Source organism: Agathobaculum massiliense, from assembly GCF_900291975.1.
GTDB lineage: Bacteria > Bacillota > Clostridia > Oscillospirales > Butyricicoccaceae > Agathobaculum > Agathobaculum ammoniilyticum.
Genome location: NZ_OMPN01000001.1, coordinates 2,570,610 through 2,595,865 on the forward strand (window position 1 = coordinate 2,570,610; position 25,256 = coordinate 2,595,865).

Genomic DNA, 25,256 nt, shown 5'->3' on the forward strand with positions numbered 1-25,256 from the left:
CCGGACGATGTTCGTTGGCGTACCCAACCCCAATATCCTGATGCCGTTGGAAAAAATGACGATCACAGTGACAGCAGGCGATGAAAAGGGGAAAAAAATCACCGTACTCTATAATCCGGAGCAATATGTGCAGTCGCGCAGCGTGAACATGACCAAGGAAAACGCGTTCGGCGCGAACGGGCAGGAATCGCAGGTGCCGTCTGGCGACTCCGAAACGCTGAGCTTTACGTTGTTTTTCGATACCATGTCCGCCGGGGCGGAGGTGGGCGGCTCGCCGATCGACAAGGCCAAGTTTGCCGGCAACAGCCTGCTGCCCTCCGCGGCGAAGATGCTTGACGTGCGCGATTACACCCAGGAAATCTACAACCTGATGCGCTTTGATACCTCCATCCATTCCATCCCGCCGCTCAAGCTGGAATGGTCGTCGCTGCAGTTTTACGGATACCTGGCGCAGTGTACGCAGACCTTTACCAAATTCAACGAAAAAGGCATGCCGGTGCGGGCGACGATGGAATGCGTGTTCCATCAGGTGACCAACCTGCTGGAAGACGCAAAAATGCACCCGTTTGAATCGCCGGACACCACCAAGTACCGCACGGTCGTGCAGGGGGACTCCCTGTGGGCGATGGCGGTCAAGGAATACGGGCAGCCCGAGCAGTGGCGCACGATCGCGTCGGCCAACGGCCTGGCCAACCCGCGCAGGCTGCGCTCGGGCGAGCGGCTGGTCCTGCCGGCGATCGACTGAGGGACGGAAGGAGGCGGACGGCTTTGGACAAAGCGACCTATACCTACGAGGCGCTTCAGCAGAAATACGTCAATTTCATAACGCCCGCCCTGGAGGTCACCATCGGCAGCACTACCTATTCCAGCCGCGAGATCCCTATCCTCAACCTTGAGGTGGAGCTGAACGCGGACGGAAGCGCGGGCGGCTGCTCTTTCACCGTGGACAGCCAGTACAGGGCCGAAGCGAGCAAGTGGAAGAACGACTTTGACAAGTCGGTCAAGGCCGGAGCCAAACTGGCCGTCAGGGGCGGCTATGTCAAGATGGAGGAGATCTTTTACGGCTATATCGACGAGTATTCCTTTGTGTATAACGGCAACGAAGGGCCGCGCATTGAGATCACCGGCATCGACGGCCTGGGGTACCTGATGAGTATGCGCGAGCCGCTGTACGCGGGCCAGCAGCAGGCCAAAAACCTGGTGGAGGACATTTTGGGCAAAAGCGTGGCCAAGGGCTATGCCAAAAGAGCGACGGTCGGGCTGCTCTCCGGTTTCCAGAAGCTGAAAACGCCCATCATCAAGGAGCAGATCGACGACTGGAGCTTTTTGAACCTGCTGGCACAGCGGTACGGGGCGAGTCTGTTTGCCGTGGACGGGGAACTGATTTTTGACGACGTGGCGTCGGACACCAAGCCGCTGATCAAGCTGGCGGTGGGCGCGGGTCTGCGCAGCTTTACCAAACGCGTTTCGCTGGCGCATCAGGTCGGCAGGGTCGAGGTCTGGGGACGGGACGTCAACCAGAAGCCTATCAAGGGTACGGCGGATACGGTCACGATCGGCGGCGCGGCGGAGCAGTCCGCGGCAAAGCTGGCGCCCGCCCTGCAGTCGGCCGTGCTGCGCGAATACAGCGAATACGCCCGCACCCAGGAGGAGTGCGAGCTGATAGCCCAGAACCGGCTTAACAGCATTGCGATGGGGCTGGTATCGGGCGAGGGGGCGTGCATCGGCATCCCCGAGCTTATCCCCGGCCGGTATATCGAGATCGACGGGCTGGACAGCAGCACGAACGGCGGCTATTTTATCAGCCGCGTCAAGCACCGGTTTGACAGCGAGGGGTATTCCACCACGTTTGAGGTGAAAGGAGCGAAAACCAAATGAGCATAGTGGAACAGTTGGATTCGCTCTTTCGGGAAAGCGGCGCGGGGCTGCGGCGGGAAATGGACCGCCGCGGGCCGACACTCGCCAAGGTGACCAATGTGACCGATCCGGAGAAATTCAACCGTGTTAAATGCCTGCCGGTCGGATCGGAAAACACCGAGGAAACCGACTGGTGCTATGTGACGGCGGCGGCGGGCGGCATGGAGTACGGCTTTTTCTGGTTCCCACGGGTGGACGACCTGGTTCTGCTGGATTATCTGGACGGGGATCCACACCGGCCGGTTGTGATCGGACGGCTGTGGACGACCGAGGTCAAGCCACCCTACACCATCGCGGACGGAAAGGTGCAGGACTACGCGCTGCGTACCCCCTCCGGAATTGAACTGCTGATGCACGATGAGGAGGAAAAGCACAAGGTCACGCTGACCATGCCCTCGGGCGCGACGCTGGTGCTGGACGACGAGGCGCAGAAGGTCGAACTACGGGACAAGGAGAGCCAAAACGCTCTGCTGATGGACCTGAAGGAAGGCGGTATCACCCTACAGGCGGCGAAAAAGATCGAGCTGTCTGCGGGGAAGGCCGCGCTCACGATAGAGGAGGCCGGCAACATCACGGCCAAGGGCGAGAGCAAGGTAGCTGTGCAGGGCGCGAACATCGAGGCCAAGGCCTCTGCCGGGCTGACGCTCGAGGGCGGCTCGCAGGCCGCGGTCAAGTCGAACGGCACGCTTGAGCTGACGGCCAGCGGCAACACGACCGTCAAGGGCCTGATGGTCAATATCAACTGAGAGTGGGCGGGAACCCCCGCACGGCGCGGGCTGCGGAAAGGAGTGGAAGCAAGTGAACGGCAAAGAGTTTTTGGGACGGGGCCTGAAATTCCCCCTGCAGGTGGACCCGCGCACAGGCAAATTCGCTATGGTCGGGCAGGAGGAGGATATTCGCGAGGCCATCGGCATCATCCTGAATACCGTGCAGGGCGAGCGCGTGATGCGGCCCGGCTTTGGTTCCAACGTGATCGAATATACCTTTGCCGCCGCCTCCAGTTCCATGATGCAGAGCATCTCCTATGAGGTGCGCGAGCAGCTTTTGCTGCAGGAGCCCCGCATTGTGGACGTGGAGGTGGCCTGCCGCGAGTTGAACCGGCTGACCGGCGCGATCGTGGTAGAGGTCAGCTATACGGTGCGCAGCACCAACAATCGCTATAACCATGTTTATCCGTTTTATCTGACGGAAGGATCGGAAGGGGGTAATGCGCTGTGAACACCCCCTTGCTGGACCCGCGCACGCTGGACACTCTGCGGCGGCAGGTCCGGTCGCTGGCTGCGGCTTACACGCCGGAGTGGCGCTTTGAGGACGCGCAGGACGACCCAGGCGCGGCGCTGGCCGAGCTGTTCTGCCGCATGTTCGAGCAGACGGTTGACCGTATGAATTCCGTACCGGAAAAGCTGTATACCGAATTCCTCAACCTGATCGGCTTCCGTCCGCCCGCGCCCGCGTCTGCCGCCGGCACGTTGCAGTTCACCGTGCATGAAACGGTGGAGGAGCCGGTGGCCGTGCCGGCGGGTACGCAGGTGTTCACGCCGGACGGACAGGGCGACAATATCGTTTATGAGACCGAGCGTGCCATCGAGGCCACCCCAGCGCGCCTGCTGGATATCTACTATGCGGATGGTGTGGCGGACTGGCTGGAAAAGACCGACCTGACGCGGCCGCAGCGGTTTTTCACCCCTTGTGGAGATAACCTGCAGCGCCACCGCTTCTGGCTCAGCCAGCCGGACATGCTGCGGCTGGACTGCCCGTGTACGGTGGAGCTGGAGCTGCGGCAGAGCGCGCGCTATCTGGAAGAGGAGAGCGCAAAGAAGCTGGCCGCGCTACAGTGGAGCTATATGCACGCGGGTGAAAGCCTGCCGTTCGACACGGTGCGCGCGGAAAACGGCAGGCTGGTGCTGGAAAAGCACAGCAGCCTGTCGATCGACGCGGACGAGGCGGGCAGGCGGTGCATCTGCTGCACCGGCCGGCCGGACGCGGCGTTGACTATCGAGGGCGCCCTCCTGCGCTCCGCACCGCTGGCGCGCTGCCGGGCGGATACGCTGTTTTGCGGCGACCTGCCCATCGCGCTGCCGGAGGGCGGCTATTGCTTCGGCCAGCGGCCCATGCCATACGCGTTGTTCTATATCCGGTCGGACACGGTGCTGACCAAGCGCGGCGCAACGGCCAACCTGCGGCTGGATATCGCGCCGATTGCGGAGGAACCGCCTGAGCAGCCGCCGCACTATAACTTTACGCAGGCGATCATTGATAAAAGGGGCGCGGTCGAGCGCAAGCCGGACAACGCCTATATCTCCGCCGTGGTGTGGGAGTATTACAACGGCGGCGGATGGCGGCGGCTGGAGACCGAGGGCGACAGGAATCCATTTTCCTGCAAGCGGGACGGCGTACTCGAGACCCGCTTCACCGTGCCGGACGACATCGCGCCGTGCGAGGTCAACGCCGAGACGGGTCTGTATATCCGCGCCCGCGTGGCCGAGGTGGAAAACCGCTTTTCCGATTATGCACGCTGGATCGTGCCGTTCGTGCGTGGAGCCGAACTGTCCTGGGCGTACGACGCGCTCGTACCCGCAGAACAGTGCGGTGCGGAGAACAACGGCCGCCGCACGGTAGCCGAGGGCGCGGACCGCATCACCGACCTGCACCTGCCCGCGCTCGAGCCGATGGAGTCGACGCCGCGCGCCATGTACCTGCGGTTTGACCATTCGCCACACGCGATGCCGCTTTCCCTGCTGTTCGAGGTCGTCGGCCGCGTGCCGCTGACCGACAAGCTGGTCTGGGAGTGCTGCACGGGCGAGCGGTTCGAGGCGGTCGCGGCCGTTGACCTGACGGGCAACCTGCACCACACCGGACAGGTGATGCTGTACTTGCCTGAGCGCCTGCCGCGCGTTTCCCTGTTCGGGGCGGAGGGCTGCTGGCTGCGCGTCAGCCGCAGCTCGGGCTTCCAGGGGCCGGAGCCGTGCATCGCCGCGGTGCGGCTGAACACGGTCACGGCGCGGCAGCTTCAGCGGGAGCAGGCTCTGTATTTCAACACCGCGCCCTATGACGCGGGCAAGACGATTACGCTCCTGCGCACGCCCGTGGCCACCTGCGAGGTATGGGTGGACGAGGCGGGCGCACTGCCGCTGGCGGATGCGCAGCGCCTCGCTGAGCAACAGCCCGAGGACGTGCGTCTGGAATGGGCGGACAGCGTGCTGACGCACTGCTGGGTGCGGTGGCGGCAGGTGGACGACTTGGCGCTGGCCGCACCGGACGCGCGCGCGTTCGTGCTTGATCCGTATGCGGGGACGGTGTCCTTCGGCGACGGGCGGCGCGGCCGCGTGCCTGCCCCGGGCGACCGCACGGTCTGCGTCCGCTATGTCAGCGGCGGCGGCGCGCGCGGCAATGTACCAGCGGGGCGGGTGAACGCGCTGGTCGGCGCGCTGCCCCGCATCAGCGGTGTAGTCAACATCACGCCGATGGGCGGCGGCACCGACCGCTTCCCACAGGAACGGATCGAGGCGGTCGGCAACAAGCGCCTGCGCCACCGCGGCCGCGCGGCAGGCGCGAGCGATTTTGAAGAGCTGGTACTCGAGGCTTTCCCGCAGGTGCTGCATGTGAAATGCTTTTCCGGACGGGACGAAAAGGGCGCCCGCGCGCCCGGGCATGTGACCGTGGTCGTGACCGGCGTGGACGACGGACCCGCCGCCGATCGGCTGTGCGACCGCATCTATGCCTTCCTTGCGGAGCGGTGCAGTTGTTGCCTGACCGCTGAGGGCAGGCTGCACGTCTGTCCGGCGACCGTGATTACCGTGAGCACGCGCATCGCGGTCGAACTGGAGGAGATAGACTGCGCGGCGGAGATCCAGCGGGAGATCATTCGCCGGATCGAAACGCTGATCGGCGATACCTGGCGGCAGCGCCGGATCGGCAGCCAGATCCGCACGGACGAGCTGTGGCGCGTGGTACGCGATACGCCGGGCGTGCATACGATCGACCGGATACTGGCCGAGGGCGCGTTTGACGAGGACGGCCGCGCGCGGCTCGTCCCATTAGAGCATGATGCGGATTTCCCGTATGCAGTAGTGCGCAGCGGTGTACATTATGTACGGGTGCGATAGAAAAACTGACCAGGAAAGGAGGGACGGCCTGTGCTGATCCCGCGCGAGCTGGACGACCAGCGCTTTGAGGATATCATGCACGAGGCGGTCGGCCGCCTGCCGTGGCTGTGTCCGCAGTGGACCGACCACAATGCGCACGACCCGGGCATCACGCTTTTGGAGCTGATGGCCTGGTATAAGGAGATGCAGCAATACCAGATGGACCAGCTCACGCCCTCCCTGCGGCGGGGGCTGCTGGCGCTGGCCGGGGTGTGCCCCACGCCGCCGCAGCCCGCGGTCTGCGCGCTGGAGGCGGCGGACACGCAGGCGCGGCCCGCGTTCAGCCGCCTGACCAGCCGGCAGGAGGTGTGCTTTGAACTGCTCGAGCCGATTATGGCGCGCCGTACGACGCTCGAGCGCGTGCAGATCGAGCAGGAGGGGCGCGCCACGGACGCGGCTGATCTGCTGTCCGGCAGCATGGAGCTGCGGCCCTTTCTGTTCAGCGGACAGAGCGGCAGCGCGCTGCGGCTGGGCTTTTCCGGCGAGACGGGCGGGACGCTGCGGCTGTGGTTCGACGTAACGCCGCCGCAGGGCGCGGCTCGCAACCCGTTCGACGCGGGGCAGGATCCGCCGCGGGACATCGCGTGGACCTTTGAGGGGGCGGCGCAGGTGCGGCCGCTCTCCGATGAAACCTATGCGTTCAGCCGGAGCGGTTATGTGCGCTTGGCCGCGCCCGTGGACTGGCCCGCGGATGCGGACGGCCTGCGCTGGCTGCGGCTGACGCTCATTCGTGCGGGCTGCGAGGAGCAGCCGCGCCTGTGCGGCGTGTCCGACCGCCGGTATCAGGCGGCGCAGCAGCAGACCCGCGCCCGTAGCCACTGGTTCACCGTGGAAGCGGGCGCGGGGCAGCGGGTCACGCTGGAGGACGCGCTCGCGCGCACGGCAGAGCTGGCCGTGTTCCTGCGCACGGCGCAGGGGCTGACCCAGCTCGAACAGTATGAGGAGGAGAATGTGGCGAAGGGACGTACCCTGCTGCTTGATGCTCAGGCCGCAGCCATGGATGGGGCGGACAATGTGTTAGTGGTCTGCCTGGATCCGGTTCGGGTACACGATCTGCTGTTCGATACCGTGGGCCGGCCGGGGGAGGAACTGTACCTGAATCTGGACGGCCAGACCGTGCTGCCGCAGCGCTTCCGCCTGCTGTGCCAGACGCTCGAACCGGACGGTGCGGTCCGTCCTGCGGTGTGGCACTGTGTGGATGACCTGTATGCCTGCGGCCCGCGCGACCGGGCGTTCACCTACGATCCGGTGCGGGAGACGGTTTCTTTCGGCAATGGGCGATACGGCGCGATGGTTGTGCCGGGCAAGGGCTCGGTGCTGGTGATGGATCTGACGGTGTCCCAGTGCGGCATGGGCAATATACCGGCGGACGCGGGCTTGTATTTCGAGGACGGCGGCCAGCCGGCCGGCAACACCGCCGCCTGCGGCGGGCGGGACGCGGAATCCTTGGCCAAGGCGGGGCAGCGGCTGCTGCGGCAGCTTTGCCATACAGGGAAATGCCTGTCTGCCGGCGATTATGAGGAGCAGGCGCGGCGCACACCAGGCCTGCGCGTCGCGGCGGCCAAGGCGCTGCCGGATTATGACCCGCAGGCGCCTGTGGGCGCGCGCGGGCGCGCGATGGTGACGGTGGTCGTGATTCCGGCCTCAGAGGAGAAGCGGCCCGCGCCGGACACGCGTTTTCTGGCGGCGGTGGCCCGTCGGCTGGGGCAGCGCCGGACGATCGGCGTGCGCACACAGGCGATCGGCCCGCGGTATGTGGACGTGGATGTCACGGTACAGTTGCGTACCAACGGCACGCTGGACCGCCGCACGGTGGAGGACGCGCTGGAAGCGCGTCTGTCGGCCGCGCGTGCGGATATCGGCGCACCGGTGCGGCGGAGCGACATGCTGGCACTGGTGCAGAAGCTGTCCGGCGTGCTGGAGGTGCAGAGGCTGGAGCTGCGCGGCGCGGGACCGGACGCGTACCAGACCGCGGCGGGCGATATCCGTGTGCCGCCAGACGGGGTTGCCGTGCTGCGGCGCGCGGAGGTGGAGATCGGCCGCATATAGCCGCCGGTCTCCCGTAAAGGAGGGAAAACATGAGCGCCATCAAGGATCTTATGACATTATGCTGCCGCGAGCAGTGGCAGAATGGGCTGTTCCGCCATGTGGCGTGCGAGGGCGACGCGCTGGTGCTGCCACCCCCGCACCACGCGGGTGCGTTCTGCCTGCCGCCCGTGGACAGCGGGGAGAAGGGCTTTGCCTGGAGCCGGCTGATCGTGGACGCCGTGCTGCCGCAGGACTGCGGGCTGCGCATCTATACCCGCTGCGCGGACGCGCCGGACTGGGCTGCGTGGGAGGCGCTGCAGGCCGCCTTTGACGCGCCCGGGGAGGACGATCCCCTGCCGCTGCTGCGGCGCTGCTACGGCGCGCCCGAGCCGCCTGGCACGGACTGCTGGCTTTCCGGCGCCGGCCGCTACCTGTGGGTCGCTTTCGAACTGACGGCGACCGGCGCGTGCGCGCCTTCTGTCACGGCGCTGCACCTGCGCATGGGCGGCGACCATATGATCGACTACCTGCCGTCGATCTATCGGGGGGACGACTTCACCCAGCGTTACCTTTCCATTTATAACAGCATGCTTCAGGATATGGAGGACGCGGTGGAGGCCCTGCCCCGGCAGCTCGACGCGGCGGGCGCTTCGGATGCGATGCTGGGCTGTCTGGCGCAGTGGGTGTGCGTGGAACAGGGGGAAAAGGACGCGCGCGCGCGCATCCGTACCGCGCTGGACGACTTTGAAGCCCTGTACACCGTGGCGGGCGTGCGGCGCAGCGTACACCGCCTGACCGGACGGGAGCCGCTCATCATCGAGCATTTCATGGTGGACCCCAATCGGGCAGAGTGCCGCAACCCCGTGCTGTACCGCAGGCTGTACGGCGACGATCCCTACCGCTTTTTCGTCCTGCTGAACGAGGACGCCTTTGCCAGCCGCGACCGGATGGAATGGTTTTTGGTGCGGATGCAGGGGCTGATCCCAGCGGGAATGTCGCTCGAACTGGTGCTGCTTAAGCAGTGCGTGCAGCTTGACTGGCATACCTACTTGGGCATCAACTCGCGCGTGGGCAGCTATGTCCCTGCGGTGATAGACGAAAACGTCACGATTCATTATGATACAACGATCGGAGGAGCGACAACATGAGCAATGCTGATTTTTTCCCCATGGAACGCAACCGGTATTTTTATGGAAAGCTGTTGACCGTGCGTGATTTTGAGATCGAGCAGCGCTATAACCGCAGCAAAACCCAGCTGTTCAACCGGCTGCGCTTCGGCGCGGGCGTGGTGTGCGGCCTCGGCGTGGCGGCGAGCGACGATACAACCCTGCTGATTGAGAGTGGCATGGCGCTGGACTATCAGGGGCGCATGATCATGCTCGAAGAACCCATGCTGCGCAAGCTGCAGATGATCGAGGGGCAGGAGTCGCTCCTCGGGCAGAGCACAGGATACCTCTGCATGGCCTATGACGAGACCGATATCGAGCCGGTCAACGCGGTGGGTGCAGATACAGGCGAGAGCCGGCAGTTCAATATGACGCGCGAGGGCTGCCGCGTGTACCTGACCGCCCAGCCGCCCGCCTACCAGGAGCTGCTGGAAGCCGCCGGCCGCGAAAATGTGACCGTGCTGTACGCCTCGAACGAATTGACGCTCGTGCTGAGCGTGCCGTCCAACGTGTGCGGCGGGCAGGAGTTCGAGGTACAGATGCTGGTGGTCAAGAACGAAAAAACGCCGCCCGTCCATTTCCGGCTGGACGGCGAGAGCGCGTTCGTCGAAAGCGAGAACGGCCGTGTGTGCATGGAATTCAGCGAAAGTCCGGAGGAAAAGCGCCGCGTATACACGGCAGCTTTCACACTCCGCGCCCGTCAGCTCCGCGATGTGGACAGCAAGCTGTTCCCCTCCGGCGGCGAGCTTGATCTCGAGCTGGGCAGCCACCGGTATAAGAACTACATCGAGGTCGAGGCCGGAGTACATCTGTGCAGTGACCAGGCGGACCTGGACGCGCGCGTGCGCACGGCAGACAATCTGGACCGTCGCCTGCTCGGCCGCGATATCCCGATCTACCTGGCAAAGCTCGAGCTGATCAACTCCGCGGGCGGCGTGTTTCTGAGCGGCGTGACTGATCTGCCGTTCGGGCAGGCGCTCGGCCGTCAGGCAGGGCAGACCGGCGGGGGAGGCGGGCCGCAGGCGGTCACGACCTCGGTGCGCAGCCTGGAATACTGGCAGAAGCCGGATGTGAAGGCGGTCTATCAGGCAGCGACCGGAGCGCTGCATTTTGACTTCGGCATCCCCTCTCCGGAGCAGTATGACTACGCGGTCGCGCACGGCACGGTGGACCTGACCCTACCGGGCGGCATCCGCGTCAACAGCCGCGTGTATTCGGACGAGATCGCGCACGGGCTGGGGCCGGGCGCGGTGGATATTCGCCTGAGCGTGGAATTTGAGGACAAGGCGAGCGGCGATGAAACCGTCCTGCTGTACGGCAGCAGCGAGGTATTCAAGGGTAAGAACGCGCCGGCCGCGCCGCCCTGGGCGGAGGCCGCGGCGCTGGTCTATCCGGAGCGCGGCACCATGCGCATCGGCCTGTGGCTCCACGACAGCGTGGACGGCAACCGCCTGACCGTGCATTACTTCGCACAGAAGCCCGAGCGGGACACCAGCCGTATCCTGGCGCAGCGCAAGGTGAGCATCAGCGTCACGCCGGAGTTCTCGCGCGTGAGCTGCCGCGGCACGCTGCGCTTCGAGGCCGACGTGGTAGGCAGCGAGGATAAAAGCGTGCGCTGGCAGGTGCGCGAGGAGAATGGCGGCGCGATCGACCGCAACGGCATCTATCAGGCGCCCGAACTGGCGGGTACCTATGAGATCATCGCCACCGCGGGCGTGGACGAGAGCGTGACGGCGAGCGCGTTCGTCATCGTGGAATAAAGCAGGATAACGGGAAAGGAGGGCGCGCATGGAAACGGTGATGGTGCGCGGGCGGTATAAGATCGTCCGCGTGTTGGAGGCGGGAGACGATTATGCCTTTGCAGAGGCTGTGGATATCACGGAGCGCGAAACCCCTGTGCGCCTGCTCAATATCTATGAGGGGGCGTGGCTGCCCATCTATGCGCGGCTTTTCTCCGAGATAAAGGACTGCCCGGCCTTTTGCGAGGCTTTTCTGGCGGAGGAGAGCCTGACCGCGGTATTCCGGCCCTGCGGCGGCGTGCCGATCGATCGGGTTTTTTACCGCGGCGCGGATTGGTCTTGGCGCGACCGGCTGGCCTTTGCCGAGCAGCTCCTGCACCAGGCGCTGCTGTTGGCGGACCTGCCGCCAGCGGTCGGCTGTGCGGCGCTGCTGGCGGATAACGTGCGGGTGGACGCGAGGGAAAAACGCATCGCCCTGCGCTTTCGCATACACCCGATGGAGGCGATGAACGCGCGCGAGCTGGCACTGCTGGCCTCCGACCACGCGCGCAAGATACTGGCGCCCCGCTTCCGGCAGGGGGACGCGGAGCGCGCGTTCTGCCGCCGGCTGGAACGGGGGGATTTCCCGTCCATCGTTCCGCTGTACGCAGGCTGGCATCGGGCGGTGGAGGAGATTACTGTGGAATACGAGGCGCTCGATCAAAAAAATGCGTTCAAGCGCTGGTTTGCGTTCCTGTGGAAAAACATAAAGAGGGCGTTCAGACGAAACCGGAGGTAAAACTGTGGGTGCGGCACGAAACAAGATATCATTCATCATCATCGGCATATTGACCGCGTTTGTGCTGGCGCTGTTCTTCCAGCCGCTCGCGGCGGACTGCCTGTCCGTGCTGGTCAACGGCTGGGGGACCGAACGGTATCTGGCTGCGTCGGCCGGGGAAGGATCGGCCGCGGTGGTCAGCCGGACGGACGACGCTTTCCGCCTGACGACCGGCACGCTGGACGGACGGCGGACGGGCGAGCGGACCGTACAGCTGCCGGTTTCAGCGGTGGACTGCACGGTCGCGGGCCTGTATCCGGCGGCGGACGGGGCGGTTTGGCTCGGCGTATATGAGCGGGCGGACAGCGCATCGCAGAACCTGTCCGTTTACCGCATCCCGACGGACGGAGAAGCGGAGCGCCTGCTCGTGTATCCCTGCACGGGCGCGGCGACAGGGCAGGGTACGTTCCTGTCCGGTTTCAGCGAGCAGGACGGCGCGGTGCAGTTTGTGCTGGTGGATGACGGCATGGCGCAGATATACCGCTGCGGCGCGGGAAGTGGCCTGCAGCAAGGCGAGCTTCTGCCCGCCCGCGGCGCGTCCGCGGCCGCGGTGCTGGCGGACGCGACGGCCGCGCTCGGCGGCGCGGGGTGGCTCGAGCTGGACGGGAGGAGCGTGGACTTTTCCCTGGACAACTGCATAGTGGCATATTTGACACAGGTTGGCACGGGTCTTTTTTACATAGACAGCGCCAGCCTAAAGGTGTTTTATTGCGACCTTGCCGGGACGGCGTGCGCGGAGGTGTTCGACCTTGGGCGCAGCGCGACGCTGGACGGGCTGAACAGTCTGTCGTTCGGCGGGGATGGCAGCGTGCTGCTGCTGCGGGACGGGCGCACGCTTGAACGGGTGACCGAGAGCCGCGTGGATTCGCTGAACGGCCTGCTGTACCGCTCGGACGCGGCCAGCATTGCGATACTGGCCGGCCTGCTGCTCGGCTGGCTGCTGGCAACGGCGCTGGTCTGGTACCTGCTGTGCGGCCGGCGGCACAGCTTCCTGCCGTTGGCGGTCGGCGCGGGCGGCGTACTGGCCGTGTGTGCGCTGGCGGCCGGCACGCTGGCCGGCGGCCTGATGGTCGGGCCGATGGTGCGCGGCAATCTGGTGCGAGAGGTGGAAAGCGTGCTGGCAGGCGCCGCGGTGATAGCGGCGGACAGCGGCGCGCCGGACGAAGAACTGCCCGCGCAGATCGAGAACAGCCTGAGCGCCCTGTCCTCGGGCGATTATGCGGCGGTAACGGCCGCGGTATACGAACAGAGCGGGGGCGGCTGGATAGTGTGCGGCGGCGCGCTGCCGGCGGGGAGCAGGGCGGCGCTTTCGCCGGGCTTTTCCGAAGCGCTGGCGCGGCAGGCTGTGTTAAACGGCAGCGCTTTCTCGCAGGAGGGGGAGGCGTTCTGCCTCTGCCTGTATCGGGAGGGGAAAGCGGTTTTCCTGACAGCGGCGGGCGGCGCGCTGGCCGCGCGGCTGGAGGATAACACAGCGCGTGTCATATCCGGCCTGTGGGCGGGTATCGCGCTGCTTTGGGCGGCGGCGGTGATCGTGCTGTTGTTGGTCGGCCGCGGGCTGGGCTGCGTCAGCCGTGCGATGGAGCGGTTGTCCGGCGGGAACACGGCCGCGCGGCTTTCGCTTTCCACCGGAGACGAGCTGGAAGGGCTGGCCGCGTCGTTCAACAGCATGGCGCGCGCCATGCAGCGGCAGGAGGACAACCTTGCGGGGGTGATCCGCGCCTATCTGCGGTTCGTACCCGAGCGCGTGCTCGCCCTGCTGGGCAAGGACTCGGTTTTGGAGGTTGACAAGCGCACGTTCGCATCGCGGCGCATGTCCGCGATGCAGGTATGGTTCGAGTTCCCAGGACGGGTATACGACAACGCCACACGCGCCTTGTTTGAAAGCATCAACGAGGTGATCGAGCGCACGGCCGCAATCGTGGCGCGCAAGGGTGGAACGGTGTTCAACTTCGCCTACAATGGCTATGACGTGGTGCTGGATGGCGGCGAGGCTGACGCGGTCAGCACGGCGGTAGCTGTGCAGCAGGAGGTGCTCTCGCTCAACGAGCAGCGCGCGATCGACGGCCTGCCGACGGTTACGCTGCGTATTGCGCTGGACGTGGGCGAGGTGATGATCGGCGTCGTCGGCGACGAGAACCAGATGGAGCCGGCCACGATCTCCGCCAGCTTTACCACCGCGCGCCACCTGATCGGCTTGGCAGGGCGGCTGGACGCGGGCATCCTGTGTACGGAGAACGTGATCGCCGGTGCGGCGGGCTATGGCAGCCGCTATATGGGCAAGAGCCGCCAGGGGGACGAGCTGCTCCGTGTTTACGAGATATTCGACGGCGACCCGTACGGCGTGCGCCGCGGCAAAGAGACGACCGGCCGGCAGTTTTCGCAGGGTGTGTTCGCGCTGTATAGCCATGATTTTGCCGCCGCCAAGCGCATCTTTCTCGAGCTGGTGCACGACCACCCGGGCGATGGCGGGGCGCGCTATTATCTCTATCTGGCTGACCGGCTGGCCAGCCGGCCGGAGCAGGAGGTCAGCCTGGAATATGGAATATGACGGGAGGGCTGCGCGATGGGCTTGACACAGCTTGACATCATCCGCAAACAGATCGAATCCACGGTCAAAAACCGCGCCGCGGGCGAGACGGCAAAGCTGCGGCGCAAGACCAGTCTGATCGGTGAAATCAGCCGGCTGGCCGGCAGGGCCAACAGCGCGATCGACGGAGCGGGACGCGATGCCGCGCGCCGTCGCGCGGGCAGGCAGCCGGAGGAGCTGGAGGACGACGCGGCATGGGACGCGCCGGACGAGGGCGCGCGGCCGTACATCTGCGCGGACGGCTATGTCCGCCGCTCGCCGGAGCAGACGCTTTACACCCCGCCGGATTACCGGCGCAGGCTGCTGTTGCGGGCGGCAGGGCTTGCGGCGGCGGTGGTACTGGCGCTGGCCGCGTTGTGGCTGCTGGTCCATTATTCCGTTTTGAGCATCTGAGAGAGTATGACGTGTAACAGGGGTACACGCCTGAGGAGGAACACATTTTGCTGAGCCATTTGCTGACACAACTGCTGCGGTCTTTCGGGATATTTTTCCGTACGATCCGTGCGTTTTTCACCCGCCGTCTGGTGGGGCTGTGGGCGCGTCTCAAACGGCTCACCAATTTTTCGCGGCAGGCGACCAAGGTGGCGGCGGACTCGCTGCAGTCCGCCGCTGCGATCGCCAAAAAGCCGACCTCGCGCGGCGATTATGTGGAGACCGGACGGCTGTTCATTTCCAAAAAGTTTTTGCTTACGCTGGCGGTCGGCGTGATCGTGCTGGCGCTGCTGGCGTATTTCGTGGCGTGGCCGTTCCTCCTGAGCCATTTCTTTACCGCGCATTTTTATGTGGGGGACAACCGCATCGAAAACTGGACCGGCCGTGTGGTCGTCTATTCGGATGCGGAGAAAACCCTCCCCCTGTATGAGGGACGGCTGGAGGACGGCCTGCTGCAGGGCCAGGGCAGGGAATACGACGAGGCGGGGCTGCTCCTTTACGAGGGCACGTTCGCGGACGGCCGCCGCGAGGGCAAAGGCACGGCCTATGAGGCGGGGCTCCTGCTGTACGAGGGCGAGTTTGCGGACGGCCTGTATGAGGGAGAAGGGACGCTGTATCAGGACGGCGTGCTGCTGTACGAGGGAGGCTTTGCCGGCGGCGTACAGTCCGGCGAGGGTATGGCGTATTACGCAAACGGCGGCGTGCAGTACAAAGGTGCGTTCGCGGACGGCCTGTATGAGGGCCAGGGGACGGCATACGACGAGCAGGGCGTCAAGCTATACGAGGGCGGCTTCGCGCAGGGACTGTATAGCGGCGAGGGCAGCCTGTATCCGGCGGAAAACGAGCGGATCGACGCGGTATTTGCGGACGGCGCGCCCGACGGCTCAATCCAATGGTACAAGGCGGGACGGCTGTATTACGACGGCGAGGCGGACGGCACGGTCCCCATGGGCTTCGGCACCCTGTACACCCAGAGCGGCAAGACCGCCTATGTCGGCCGGATGGCGAACGGCACCGTGGACGGCGCCTGGCTGGTGACGCTGACCGCGGAGGAGTTCCGCGAGGCGCTCGGCGAGAGCGGCACGGCCGACTACGACAAGGTAAGCGGCGGCTTTGTCATCAGCTCGCCCGCCATCGGCCTGTCCGCGCTGTGCAGCTACCAGACCGCGGACAGCGAGCCGGCGGTGCATACGGTCTACCTGTCCGCGCCGCGCGAATCCCGCTTTGCTCTGCTGCCGGGGCAGGCGAACGTGACGCTGGATGGATGGCCGGCTCCCGCGGTAAGCACGCGGCAGTACAGCAAGACCGACGGCGTGAACCTGTCCACAGGTTCGTATGCCAGCGAGGTCTATGCGCTGGACGGCTGCAACGCCGAGGTGCTGCGCAAAAACGACCAGGCCGTGCTGGTGCGCTGGGCGCTGGCCACCGCCCTGCCAGCCGCGTCGGATGCGGACGCTGCGGCGGAAGCGGAGGCCGCGGCCAAGGAGCAGGCACAACTCGAGGCGTTCCTGGCGTCGCTCGACCGGATGAACGGCACCGGCGCGGTGCAGCAGAGCGCGGAAAACCCGTATTACGGCCAGGCGGACGTGAGCGGCGCGTTTTCCGGCTGCGCGACCGCGTCCGACGCGGCGCGCGCGGTCGAGGCGATGCTGGACTATTGGGAGAATGCGGAGCAGCGCGCCGCGCTCGAGGGCAGTCTGACGCGCACGCAGGAGCTGCTGCGCGACGCGCAGAACGCGCAGGCGAGTGGCACGGGTAGTGCGGACGCGGTATCCGCGCTACAGAGCCGACAGACTGAGCTAAACGGTCAGATCAGCGTCTGCACCACCGAAATGGCCAAGGCCGCGATGGCGGCGGCCGCTGCGGGCGGCGGCGATCCCGCGTTGTACGACCTGAGCGAGCTATCCGTGCTGTTCGACCCGACGACGCTACAGGTCAACGATCTGGCGCTGGTGGCCGCCGCTTATGCGCAGGCCGGCGGCGATGCGGACAGTGCTGACAGCGCGGCGGACGACGCGCGCACGCTGGCGCTTAAAACGGCGCTGGCCGATCTTACGGCGGCATATAGCGGTGTAAACAGCGCGCGGTCCACCTATGAGCAGGCCGCGTCCGCGGCGTCGGACGCGGCGGGCGCCTATGCGATGGGTACGGGCAGCAAGGCGGGATGGTACGAAGCGCTCTCCGCGCGCGCGGACAGCCAGACCGCGCTCTATCAGGCGGTCGGCGTGTTCACCCGGCAGGCCAATACGCTCAACGAGCTGACCGGCGGCTGGGTATCGCGCACGCAGGACTGGCTGGCGGAGGCGCTGCTTCCGCTGTACGATACATCCGCACAATAACGGAAAGGAAGTGAACGGGCTTGGCTGATTATACTGCCATCGTCGAGGCGGGCAACGCAGTGGTGGAGCTGCTGCGCGACAGCCTGACCCCCGAGCCGCTGGGCAACCGCGAGCTAATCGCGCTGTGCTCTCCACATGAGAGCGAGAACAACCAGCTAACGCTGTACCTGTATCATATCGAGGAAGAAAATCAGAACATGACGAGCGGCTATTACCAGATGGACCAGAACACCCAGCGCCGCACGGCGGCGCAGTATACCCTGCGCTATCTGGCGACCGCCCATTCCAAAGCGCCGGCGCAGCTCCGGCAGGCCGACCAGCACCGCATTATCGGTGCGGCGATCCAGACCCTGCGGGACAATCCGGTCGTGCCGCAGCGGTACCTGGCCGGCTCGCTCGCGGAGGAGCGCGCGCAACTCCATCTGGCGGTGGAGAAGGTGCCGCTCGAACAGCTGCTCAAGATTTGGAACAACACCTCCAAGGAATACAAGCTGTCTTTCGTACTCATGGTCACCGGCGTGACGATCGCCTCCCGTCGGCAGCGCCGCATCGCGCGCGTCACCGATTTCAAGGTCGCGATCGATCCGGAGGCGCACGAGGGCCAGGTGCAGCGCCGCGTGAGCGCGGTGCTGCGGCTGCGGGACGGATTTTTGGGTACGCCGGTCGAAAACAGCGGCGCGCTGTTCCGCGTGGATGGCGCGCCCAGCCAGCCGCAGGCAAAGCAGGGCGGTTATCGGGTCTGGACCGATCTGCCGGCCGGTCGGCATACCCTGTCGGTCAGCCTGCGCGGCTTCCAGACCGAGGAGCTGGTCATGGAGATCCAGCCCGATGCGGTGTGGGAGGGCAGCGCCGACCTCAAGCCAGGGCTGGGCTATCCCTTTGGCAAGGACGCGGCCACGGTGCGCCTGACTGTCACGCGCGGCGGGAAGCCGCTGGCGGACCAGCCGGTCTGGCTGGCGGCGGCCGAGTCCGCGCCGCTCAAGCTGGCGCAGGATAAGGCGGAGCAGGGCGCGCAGACGCTGCGCCTGTTCTGCCGGGGCGGGGCGGACACGCTGCCCGTGCCGGGCGTATTCCTGCTTGAGGAGAAAGAGGCGCCCGAGCTGGTTCACCTGCAGGCGGTCGAGGGAGAGGAAGGCCGTCTGGCCGCGCCGTTGGCGCACGCGCACACGCGCGGCAGGGCGCTCCTGCCCGCGCAGCAGTATCGCACGGACGGGCAGGGCCGCCTCAGCATGATGCTGCGCGAGGCGGCACGGCTGGCCGTGTTCTGCGGCGGCAGCATACAGTACGCTGAGCCCGTCACGGACGGGGAGCAGGCGGTCATCCTGCGGTTTGAATAAGGAGAAAAAGCATGGCAAATCCAGTCGTCAATACAGCGGTATGCACCTGTTCGTTCGGCACCGTGCCGATGGTGCTGCCGGTCGTTTCTCAGCAGACGGTCATGATGGGCAGCATGCCCGCGGCGACCATTATGGACAACAAATGCACGACCTTCGGTATGTGTTCCTGCCCGGCCAATCCGGCGGTCGCGGCGGCGACCGCCGCTGCGCTGGGTGTGCTGACGCCCAGCGCCTGCATACCGGTAACCGTCGCGCCGTGGACGCCCGGCGCGCCGACCGTCGCGGTCTGCGGTAAAACACTGCTCAATAACGCGAGCAAGCTGATGTGCCAGTACGGCGGCGTGATTCAGGTGACGATGACGCCAGCGGTGACGGTCAAAACACCGTAAAAGGAGGAGACGCGATGCGGGCGGAGGAAATCCGGCCGGTCGACCTGACGACCGGCGCGGGGTATGACAGCCAATGGGCGCTGATGCACGACCTGTTCGTGTGGCTCGACCTGCGGCTGTACTATTTTTACGCACACCATCAATGGCTCGGCCCAGCGAGCGAGATGAAAAACATGCTCGGGCTGGTGGTGACGCGCGAGGAGTTCGAGCACCAGCTCGCCCGATCCGCCCAGATGGGGTTGGAGGAGGAACTGGAGCCGGAGGAGAGCGCTCAGATCGGGGAGGCGCAGGCGGCGATCGCCCTGCGGCTGGGGCGCAAGGGCGGGGCGGATATCCCGCTGCTGCGTCTGTTCGAGCGCTGCGGTCTGGATGCGTTCGAGCAGAACTGCGTGATATTGGCGTACGCGGCTGTGCTCGACCGCAAATATGAAAAGCTGCTCGCCTACTTGCAAGATGATATGACCCGCAAAAGCCCGGGTGTCGCGCTGGCGGTGCAGCTTTTCCTGCCTAAGGGCGGCGATATGGAGCAGTATCTGGCGCGATTCGCCTGGCAGGGGCGGTTTTCCCGCCTGTTCGAGCCGGACGCGCTGGCGCGGGGCGAGCTTGTGCTGCAGCCGCTGACGCTGGAATACCTTTCCGGTGGGACGATCGCGGGCCGGCAGGGATTGACGGTGTTCGACGGGGCGGCGGGCCGCCCGGACGGCCCGCTCATCGTGCAGGGGGAGGTCGCGCGGCGGCTGGACCGCATGATGGAGGAGCGCCTGCCCTGCGTACTCTGCCTGTCCGGCGGTGCGGGCAGCGGCAAGCGGTTCCAGATCGAGCACCTGCTGGCGCGGCACCGGCAGCGCGGCGTGTTCGCCGATCTGGAAGGGGAGGACTGGCGCGCGCGCGCCGGGGAGGCCGCGCTCGCGGCCTGCCTGCTGGACGCCTATCTGTGCTTTTACCATCTGGATCGGGAAAACGAGGCAGGCGACCGGATCGCCGCACCGCAGCAGTTAGTGGACGCGCTCTGCGCTATGGAAACCGGCAGGGAACGCCTGTTCCTGCTGTCGCGCCTGCCGGTGCGGGCGCGGGTGCAGCGGCTGACCGTCGATCTGGAACTGCCGCCGCTGACCGAGAGCGAGCGGCTCGAACTGTTCCGCACCCACCTGCGGGACAGCCGCCTGGCGCCCGACGTGACCGCCGAGGAGCTGGCGGCCAAGTTCCATTTCTCCCCACAGCAGATCCGACAGGCCTGCCGCCAGGCGGCGGGAATGGCGGCGCTGGACGGGCAGGAACTGCTGGACGGCGCGCGGCTGCATGCCGCCTGCTACCGGCAGGTGGTGCATAAGCTGGGCGATCTGGCGCACCGCGTGCCGGCGGCGTATACCTGGGACGACGTGGTGCTGCCCTCCGCGCAGAAGCGGCTGATACAGCAGGCCTGCGGGCATATCCGCTACCGCTACCGCGTGTATCATCAGTGGGGTTTTGAAAAAAAGGTCGCCTATGGCCGCGGACTGTCCATCCTGTTTGCGGGCGCGCCCGGCACGGGCAAGACCATGTGCGCGCAGATCATCGCGCGCCAGCTCAACATGGAGATGTACAAGATCAACATTTCGCAGATCGTCAGCAAATACATCGGCGAGACCGAGAAAAACCTGCAGGCGGTGTTCGCCGAGGCGAAGAACTCCAACTGCATCCTGTTTTTTGACGAATGCGACGCGCTGTTCGGCAAGCGCAGTGAGGTGAAGGACTCGCACGACCGCAACGCCAACGTCGAGGTTGCGTACCTGCTGCAGCAGATCGAGGAGTACGACGGGGTGTGCATCCTGGCGACCAACCTGATCGGCAACATCGACGAGGCGTTCATGCGCCGCATCACCTATGTGGTGAATTTCCCCTTTCCGGACCGCCGTATGCGCGAGGATATCTACCGGCGCATGATGCCCTCCGCCACCCCGCTGGCCGGGGATATCGACTGGGGCTTTCTGGCGGAGAAGTTCGAGCTGTCCGGCGGGCATATCAAGAATATCGTGCTGTCGGCCGCGTTCATGGCGGCGGGCGAGGACAGACCGATCGGCATGCGGCACCTGCTGCGCGCCGCGGTGGGCGAAATGAAGAAAAACGACATCGTCGTCGTGCGGGAGGAGCTGCGCGAGTATGCCGACCTGCTGACAGACGAGGGGGAACAGGCCCCGTAACGGAGAGGATGCAAGATGAACAAGCAACAACGCAACATACTGGCTGGCGTGCTGGCAGCGACCACCGTGGATATCCTGCTGCTGGCGGCGGTGCGGCCGTCTGCAGGGTTGGTCGCGGCCTGTGTCGGAATGGCGGCTGTGGGCGCTGTGCTGGCGGCGTGGGCTCTGCGTCTGCTGCGGGACGGGGCGGACGACGGTTTGGACGACCTGCGCGAAGCGGTCGAACGATGCGCCGCGGACGAGGAGGACGCGCTCCCGCCCGATCTGACCGGACGCGGCGGTGCAGTCGGCGCGCTGGCGCAGGCTGTGCAGCGACTGGCCGAGCGGGAGGATGACCGGCTGGAACAGGCCTGCCGCTCGGCTGCACAGGAGGCTGAGGAGCGCGCGCGCCGCAGCATGGCGGAGGAGATCTGCGCGTCCGCCCTGCCGCAGGTGCTGCCCGATATCCCCAGCCGCGCGCACTTTGAGGTGAGCGGCCTGATCGAGCAGGGCATGGGGCGGGACTGCCGCTTTTACGACTATTTCTTTATCGATCCCGGCCTGCTGTGCATCGTGCTGGGGCAGACGCCGGGCGGCGGCGTGGCGGAAGCGCTGTTCATGGTCATCGCACAGACGACCATCCGCAGCCGCCTGCGGCAGGGGCGCTCGCTGGAGGAAACGATGGCGGACGTGAACACCCAGCTGTACGACCTGGGCAGCCAGTTCAGCCTGAACGCGCTGGTGGCCACGCTCAGCACGGCGGACGGGCGCTTTACCTATGTCAACGCGGGGCAGCAACAGCCGCTGTTCATGCGCAACGAGGACCGCTATGAGTGGCTGGAGGCGCCGGTCTATGCGCCGCTGGGCATGAACGAGAACGTGTCTTACCGCTCGCAGGAGCTGCGCTTCAAGCAGGGGGACCGCATCTTCCTGAACACAGCGGGGCTGACCGACCTGCCTGACCGGACGGGCGAGGCCTATGGCGGGCAGCGCCTGCGCGCCGACCTCAATACCAGCCGCAGCAAAAATCTGGACAGCGGCGAACTGCTGCGCTTTGTGGCCGATCACGCGCTGGCGCACTGTAGCAGCGGACGGGACAACGGCGGCTTTGCCCTGCTTACCCTGCTGTTCTGCAAGGGCGATAAGGAGCTGGCGCACTGCGACGTACCCGCACGGCCGGAGTATGCAGGCGAGGTGACCGCGTTCCTCAAAAAGCAGTTCGAAGATAACGGCATCGACAAGCGGCACTATGCGCGCGAAGCGGTCGTGGTGGACGAGGTGTTCGCGCTCTGCTGCCGCAGGGCGGAGCCGGACAGCCATGTGATGGTGGAGTGCGGCGTAGCGCCGGATGCGCAGATGGTCAATATTCGTGTAACGGCGGTGCTGGACGGCGTGGATCCGATGGAGTCCGCGGACGCGGAGCCGGCGGGAAACGCGGTCAGCTTCATCCGAGACAATGCGGATTACATCACCTTCAAACCGGGGAAGGAGCGGGACACGATCACCATTGTGTGCTTCCTGAGCTGAACCGATATGGCGTGCAGGGCCTTGCGGCTTGAAGCCTTCCTATGGTGTGAAAGCACCGCCCGACAAAGGAGTCGGACGGTGCTTTTGCATGTGAGATAACAGGCGGGAGGGACAACGGCGGCAACGCGCCGGTACTGATCGCGTCCGCGCCCCGCAGATTGATGACTTTCTGAGCCGTAACGCCGTATCCGGCGCCGATATGCCGTCCATGCGGGCGGCCCCGCTTGAAATTTGCCGGACGGTAATGGTATAACAAAAATAACTTTACAGCGATAAATTTTTCAACATCCGGTGCAGCACGCCTCGCGTCCCCAGCAGAGCGGCGGCTGTAAGGCTCCATCCTGTGCTGGATGTCTGGAACAGGAGGAAACGCTACATGGAACGTATTAATCAGTTGTCTGCGTGTGCATCTGATATGAATACCATTCTGATTATTGACGATGACGAAATCAACTGAGGGATACTGCAGCATTTATTCTCCCAATAGTATGCCAGCGAGGAGGCGGACAACGGCCGCTCCGGACTGCAGGCCATCTTGCGGGGGCGTGGCCATTCGTGCGCGGTGCTGCTGCATGTGTTCAGGCCGGATAACAACGGCCTGGAAGCCCTGCGGGGGCTGAAAGAGGAGGATTGGCCCTGCTGGAAACGCTTCCTGTGTTCCTCATTACAGCCGAGCCGGACGCCTCCATGAAAGCCGCCTACGAGATGGGGGCATGGATATCATCAGCAAGCCAGTGGTCCCCTATATGGTGCTGTGTCGGGTGAACTCGGTGGTAGAACTGTTCCAGGCAAGACGGCGGCTGCAAAGCTGTGTGAATGATAGCTTTCGGGAACCGTGTATTCGATATCCATGACGCTTTCGTTGGTCAGGTACACATCCATGGCCAGCACGTCCCCCACCCTTCCAGATTGCGGGAGATGGTGAAATCGCATCTATGTATATGTCGCTGAATACGATCCCGGCGGCGGACAGAGTACTGCGGTACTAGTCGGCGGAGCCGTAATCATACGCCGCATCCCTCCACAGGGGGCGCAATAATCTTTCCGCCGATCACGGCGTAAGGGTCCACAATATAGCTTCCGAACAGTTCTTCCAGTTTGCCGCTGTAGCTCCGCAGCCATGCCGGCAGTGCGTCCTCCCGACACAGTTCGTCCATATATTTGCTCGCCATATCCAGCGCCTTGAGGTAATCATCCAGCCGCTGTTGCTTGGATACTGCGTGAAACAAAGCGTTTCTCCGCTGCTTGCTTTGTATTTTATGACAGCGTAAAGGGGACTTTGCAATATTGCCGCCGCATTTCGTTGTATGGTACGGCGGTCGCCCGCGGAGGCGCGGTAGCATGCGGCTGATTTTCCATCGCTCCCAGTGCTTTTTGCAGCGCGTTCACCGCGCCGCTGAGGCAATAGTGTCGGTAGCGGGAGGGTGGAATGGACTGCTCTATTCCCGCGATATAGGAAACGCTCCCCGCCATATCGCCATGGCTGCACAGGCCGCTCAAGACGTTGACATGGTGGCGTAAATCGTGAAGCCGGATGCGGTTTTCCTGCGGCTGGGTCGTAAGTTCGGCGTAATACCGTTCGGACATGGCCAGTTGGACCTCCTGTTCCTTGGCGTGGTCCGCAGAGGCCTTTACCCGACTCAGGCAAATCACCAGCATGAACAGCACCGCGCCGCTGACTGCGCATACGTGCAGCAGATTGATATGCTCGCCCCTGCGGTAGAAGATTAGCTCGGGATAGGTGGTCATGGCGAGGATCATCAGCTCCAGCATGAACACCGTCATGGCCAGCGGTGTCCAAGGTACCCTTTCGGCGCGCCACAGGTGCTGGAAGCGGGGAGTCAGGAAGCGCACCGCAAAGACTGTCCCCAGTATGATGCCCAGGTTGCGCACGCAAAGCATGCCGGGATTCGCGGTGTCAAAGGGGAAAACCAGGACCCGATCACATAGCCTGCGGTAGAACTCAGGATGGAAACCGCGTCGCAGGAAAAAGATGCACCAGAACTGTCCGTCCGGTCGCTGGGCAACAAAAAGCCCTGCAGCGATCTGGGGGGAACCAGTAGGCGGTGCCGAATATGGAGATGGCGGTATCCGGATCGAAAAGAGCCGCCAGCACACTGTAGCAGCCCGACAGAGCCAGCACTACGGCGTTAAAGAAGTCGAAATCGATATTTTGTTTTTCTATGTAAAATCATACAAATTATAGCGTTTTTTCGCCCGTCCCACAATAGGCAGGGAAAGTTAGACGGGAAACGGGCGCGTTCCGTTGTGCGCGGTGGAGAGGATTAGACGAAATATTGATTTTGCAAAGATGCGAGGGACGTATGGGGGCAGCCGGCAGCCGCAGGGATTTTCGCCCAGCGGAAGGAGCATGCCTTTTTCCGCGCTTTGCCAGATATAATTGATCAGCATGCTGAGGAAGATCAAAATACCCATGTAGCCGTATATGGGAAAAATTGATAATAGGTTTTTTCCCGATTTCAGTATAAAGCTCGTAAGCGGCTTATCTGTAATTATGGGAAAGCTGAATTTCAAAAACAACCGAGCCTTAACTGAGAATCAATAAAACAGTTGAGAGGAGGGTAACTAACGGTCGGAAAAGTATGATAGCATGTGGGTTGCAGGTCGGCAGTAAGACATAATAACTAAAAAGGGACGTTCTGCAGAACGTCCC

At 64.5% G+C, this 25,256-nt stretch carries 19 protein-coding genes; 17 read left to right on the forward strand and 2 right to left on the reverse strand.

Translation table 11 applies throughout. The features are described from left to right. Positions 1 to 7: 7 nt before the first annotated feature. The 17 genes from DBQ51_RS13055 to DBQ51_RS16675 all read left to right on the forward strand — a co-directional run bounded on the left by DBQ51_RS13055 (position 8) and on the right by DBQ51_RS16675 (position 23,436). Positions 8 to 745: a CIS tube protein gene (locus DBQ51_RS13055; protein WP_054326480.1), complete on the forward strand. Its 738-nt coding sequence runs from the start codon at positions 8 to 10 to the stop codon at positions 743 to 745. Between the two features lie 23 nt (positions 746 to 768). Next, on the forward strand, positions 769 to 1,878 hold the full coding sequence (locus DBQ51_RS13060) for a phage late control D family protein (protein WP_107631783.1): 1,110 nt from the start codon (positions 769 to 771) through the stop codon (positions 1,876 to 1,878). Beyond that, positions 1,875 to 2,663, forward strand: a complete 789-nt coding sequence (locus DBQ51_RS13065) for a phage baseplate assembly protein V (RefSeq protein ID WP_054326482.1) — start codon at positions 1,875 to 1,877, stop codon at positions 2,661 to 2,663. Before DBQ51_RS13060 ends, DBQ51_RS13065 begins: the two co-directional genes overlap by 4 nt. 52 nt (positions 2,664 to 2,715) lie before the next feature. Then, positions 2,716 to 3,135 (forward strand): GPW/gp25 family protein, encoded by a 420-nt coding sequence (locus DBQ51_RS13070; RefSeq protein WP_054326483.1) that lies wholly within the window; start codon positions 2,716 to 2,718, stop codon positions 3,133 to 3,135. Continuing rightward, positions 3,132 to 6,023 carry a baseplate J/gp47 family protein gene (locus tag DBQ51_RS13075; RefSeq protein ID WP_107631784.1) on the forward strand — a complete coding sequence of 964 codons (2,892 nt, stop codon included), beginning with the start codon at positions 3,132 to 3,134 and terminating at the stop codon, positions 6,021 to 6,023. The genes DBQ51_RS13070 and DBQ51_RS13075 overlap by 4 nt, the downstream gene beginning before the upstream one ends. 30 nt (positions 6,024 to 6,053) lie before the next feature. Continuing rightward, a complete protein-coding gene (locus tag DBQ51_RS13080; RefSeq protein WP_107631785.1) occupies positions 6,054 to 8,111 on the forward strand; it encodes a baseplate J/gp47 family protein in 2,058 nt (685 codons plus the stop codon). 29 nt (positions 8,112 to 8,140) lie between these two features. Then, positions 8,141 to 9,238, forward strand: a complete 1,098-nt coding sequence (locus DBQ51_RS13085) for a hypothetical protein (protein WP_054326486.1) — start codon at positions 8,141 to 8,143, stop codon at positions 9,236 to 9,238. Beyond that, the gene (locus DBQ51_RS13090; RefSeq protein WP_107631786.1) at positions 9,235 to 11,016 is read left to right on the forward strand and encodes an Ig-like domain-containing protein; all 1,782 of its coding nucleotides are present in this window, start codon (positions 9,235 to 9,237) and stop codon (positions 11,014 to 11,016) included. Before DBQ51_RS13085 ends, DBQ51_RS13090 begins: the two co-directional genes overlap by 4 nt. Positions 11,017 to 11,044: 28 nt before the next feature. Then, complete coding sequence (locus tag DBQ51_RS13095; protein ID WP_107631787.1) at positions 11,045 to 11,773, forward strand: hypothetical protein; 729 nt, start codon at positions 11,045 to 11,047, stop codon at positions 11,771 to 11,773. Between the two features lie 4 nt (positions 11,774 to 11,777). Continuing rightward, the gene (locus tag DBQ51_RS13100) at positions 11,778 to 14,360 is read left to right on the forward strand and encodes a HAMP domain-containing protein (protein ID WP_107631788.1); all 2,583 of its coding nucleotides are present in this window, start codon (positions 11,778 to 11,780) and stop codon (positions 14,358 to 14,360) included. Between the two features lie 15 nt (positions 14,361 to 14,375). Continuing rightward, positions 14,376 to 14,792: a hypothetical protein gene (locus DBQ51_RS13105; protein ID WP_054326493.1), complete on the forward strand. Its 417-nt coding sequence runs from the start codon at positions 14,376 to 14,378 to the stop codon at positions 14,790 to 14,792. Between the two features lie 47 nt (positions 14,793 to 14,839). After that, the gene (locus DBQ51_RS13110) at positions 14,840 to 17,170 is read left to right on the forward strand and encodes an MORN repeat-containing protein (RefSeq protein ID WP_107631789.1); all 2,331 of its coding nucleotides are present in this window, start codon (positions 14,840 to 14,842) and stop codon (positions 17,168 to 17,170) included. Positions 17,171 to 17,190: 20 nt separating this feature from the next. Then, on the forward strand, positions 17,191 to 18,507 hold the full coding sequence (locus DBQ51_RS13115; protein WP_054326495.1) for a DUF4255 domain-containing protein: 1,317 nt from the start codon (positions 17,191 to 17,193) through the stop codon (positions 18,505 to 18,507). A gap of 11 nt (positions 18,508 to 18,518) precedes the next feature. Further along, positions 18,519 to 18,896 (forward strand): DUF4280 domain-containing protein, encoded by a 378-nt coding sequence (locus DBQ51_RS13120; protein WP_054326496.1) that lies wholly within the window; start codon positions 18,519 to 18,521, stop codon positions 18,894 to 18,896. Between the two features lie 14 nt (positions 18,897 to 18,910). Continuing rightward, positions 18,911 to 21,076 (forward strand): ATP-binding protein, encoded by a 2,166-nt coding sequence (locus DBQ51_RS17265; protein ID WP_107631790.1) that lies wholly within the window; start codon positions 18,911 to 18,913, stop codon positions 21,074 to 21,076. Between the two features lie 15 nt (positions 21,077 to 21,091). Further along, on the forward strand, positions 21,092 to 22,582 hold the full coding sequence (locus DBQ51_RS13130; RefSeq protein WP_107631791.1) for a PP2C family protein-serine/threonine phosphatase: 1,491 nt from the start codon (positions 21,092 to 21,094) through the stop codon (positions 22,580 to 22,582). Between the two features lie 713 nt (positions 22,583 to 23,295). Beyond that, on the forward strand, positions 23,296 to 23,436 hold the full coding sequence (locus DBQ51_RS16675; RefSeq protein WP_159068189.1) for a hypothetical protein: 141 nt from the start codon (positions 23,296 to 23,298) through the stop codon (positions 23,434 to 23,436). 150 nt (positions 23,437 to 23,586) lie between these two features. On the opposite strand, the gene DBQ51_RS13135 is transcribed toward DBQ51_RS16675, so the two are convergent. Continuing rightward, complete coding sequence (locus DBQ51_RS13135; RefSeq protein ID WP_107631792.1) at positions 23,587 to 23,811, reverse strand: hypothetical protein; 225 nt, start codon at positions 23,809 to 23,811, stop codon at positions 23,587 to 23,589. A gap of 28 nt (positions 23,812 to 23,839) precedes the next feature. Further along, on the reverse strand, positions 23,840 to 24,475 hold the full coding sequence (locus DBQ51_RS13140; RefSeq protein ID WP_159068190.1) for a hypothetical protein: 636 nt from the start codon (positions 24,473 to 24,475) through the stop codon (positions 23,840 to 23,842). Positions 24,476 to 25,256 lie beyond the last annotated feature (781 nt).

What these genes read in the sequence shown, in the direction of transcription:
- DBQ51_RS13105 (WP_054326493.1), top strand. Translation starts at nt 14,376, where the DNA reads ATGGGCTTGACACAGCTTGACATCATCCGCAAACAGATCGAATCCACG.
- DBQ51_RS13055 (WP_054326480.1), top strand. Translation starts at nt 8, where the DNA reads ATGTTCGTTGGCGTACCCAACCCCAATATCCTGATGCCGTTGGAAAAA.
- DBQ51_RS16675 (WP_159068189.1), top strand. Translation starts at nt 23,296, where the DNA reads ATGGATATCATCAGCAAGCCAGTGGTCCCCTATATGGTGCTGTGTCGG.
- DBQ51_RS13065 (WP_054326482.1), top strand. Translation starts at nt 1,875, where the DNA reads ATGAGCATAGTGGAACAGTTGGATTCGCTCTTTCGGGAAAGCGGCGCG.
- DBQ51_RS13095 (WP_107631787.1), top strand. Translation starts at nt 11,045, where the DNA reads ATGGAAACGGTGATGGTGCGCGGGCGGTATAAGATCGTCCGCGTGTTG.
- DBQ51_RS13090 (WP_107631786.1), top strand. Translation starts at nt 9,235, where the DNA reads ATGAGCAATGCTGATTTTTTCCCCATGGAACGCAACCGGTATTTTTAT.
- DBQ51_RS17265 (WP_107631790.1), top strand. Translation starts at nt 18,911, where the DNA reads ATGCGGGCGGAGGAAATCCGGCCGGTCGACCTGACGACCGGCGCGGGG.
- DBQ51_RS13130 (WP_107631791.1), top strand. Translation starts at nt 21,092, where the DNA reads ATGAACAAGCAACAACGCAACATACTGGCTGGCGTGCTGGCAGCGACC.
- DBQ51_RS13120 (WP_054326496.1), top strand. Translation starts at nt 18,519, where the DNA reads ATGGCAAATCCAGTCGTCAATACAGCGGTATGCACCTGTTCGTTCGGC.
- DBQ51_RS13085 (WP_054326486.1), top strand. Translation starts at nt 8,141, where the DNA reads ATGAGCGCCATCAAGGATCTTATGACATTATGCTGCCGCGAGCAGTGG.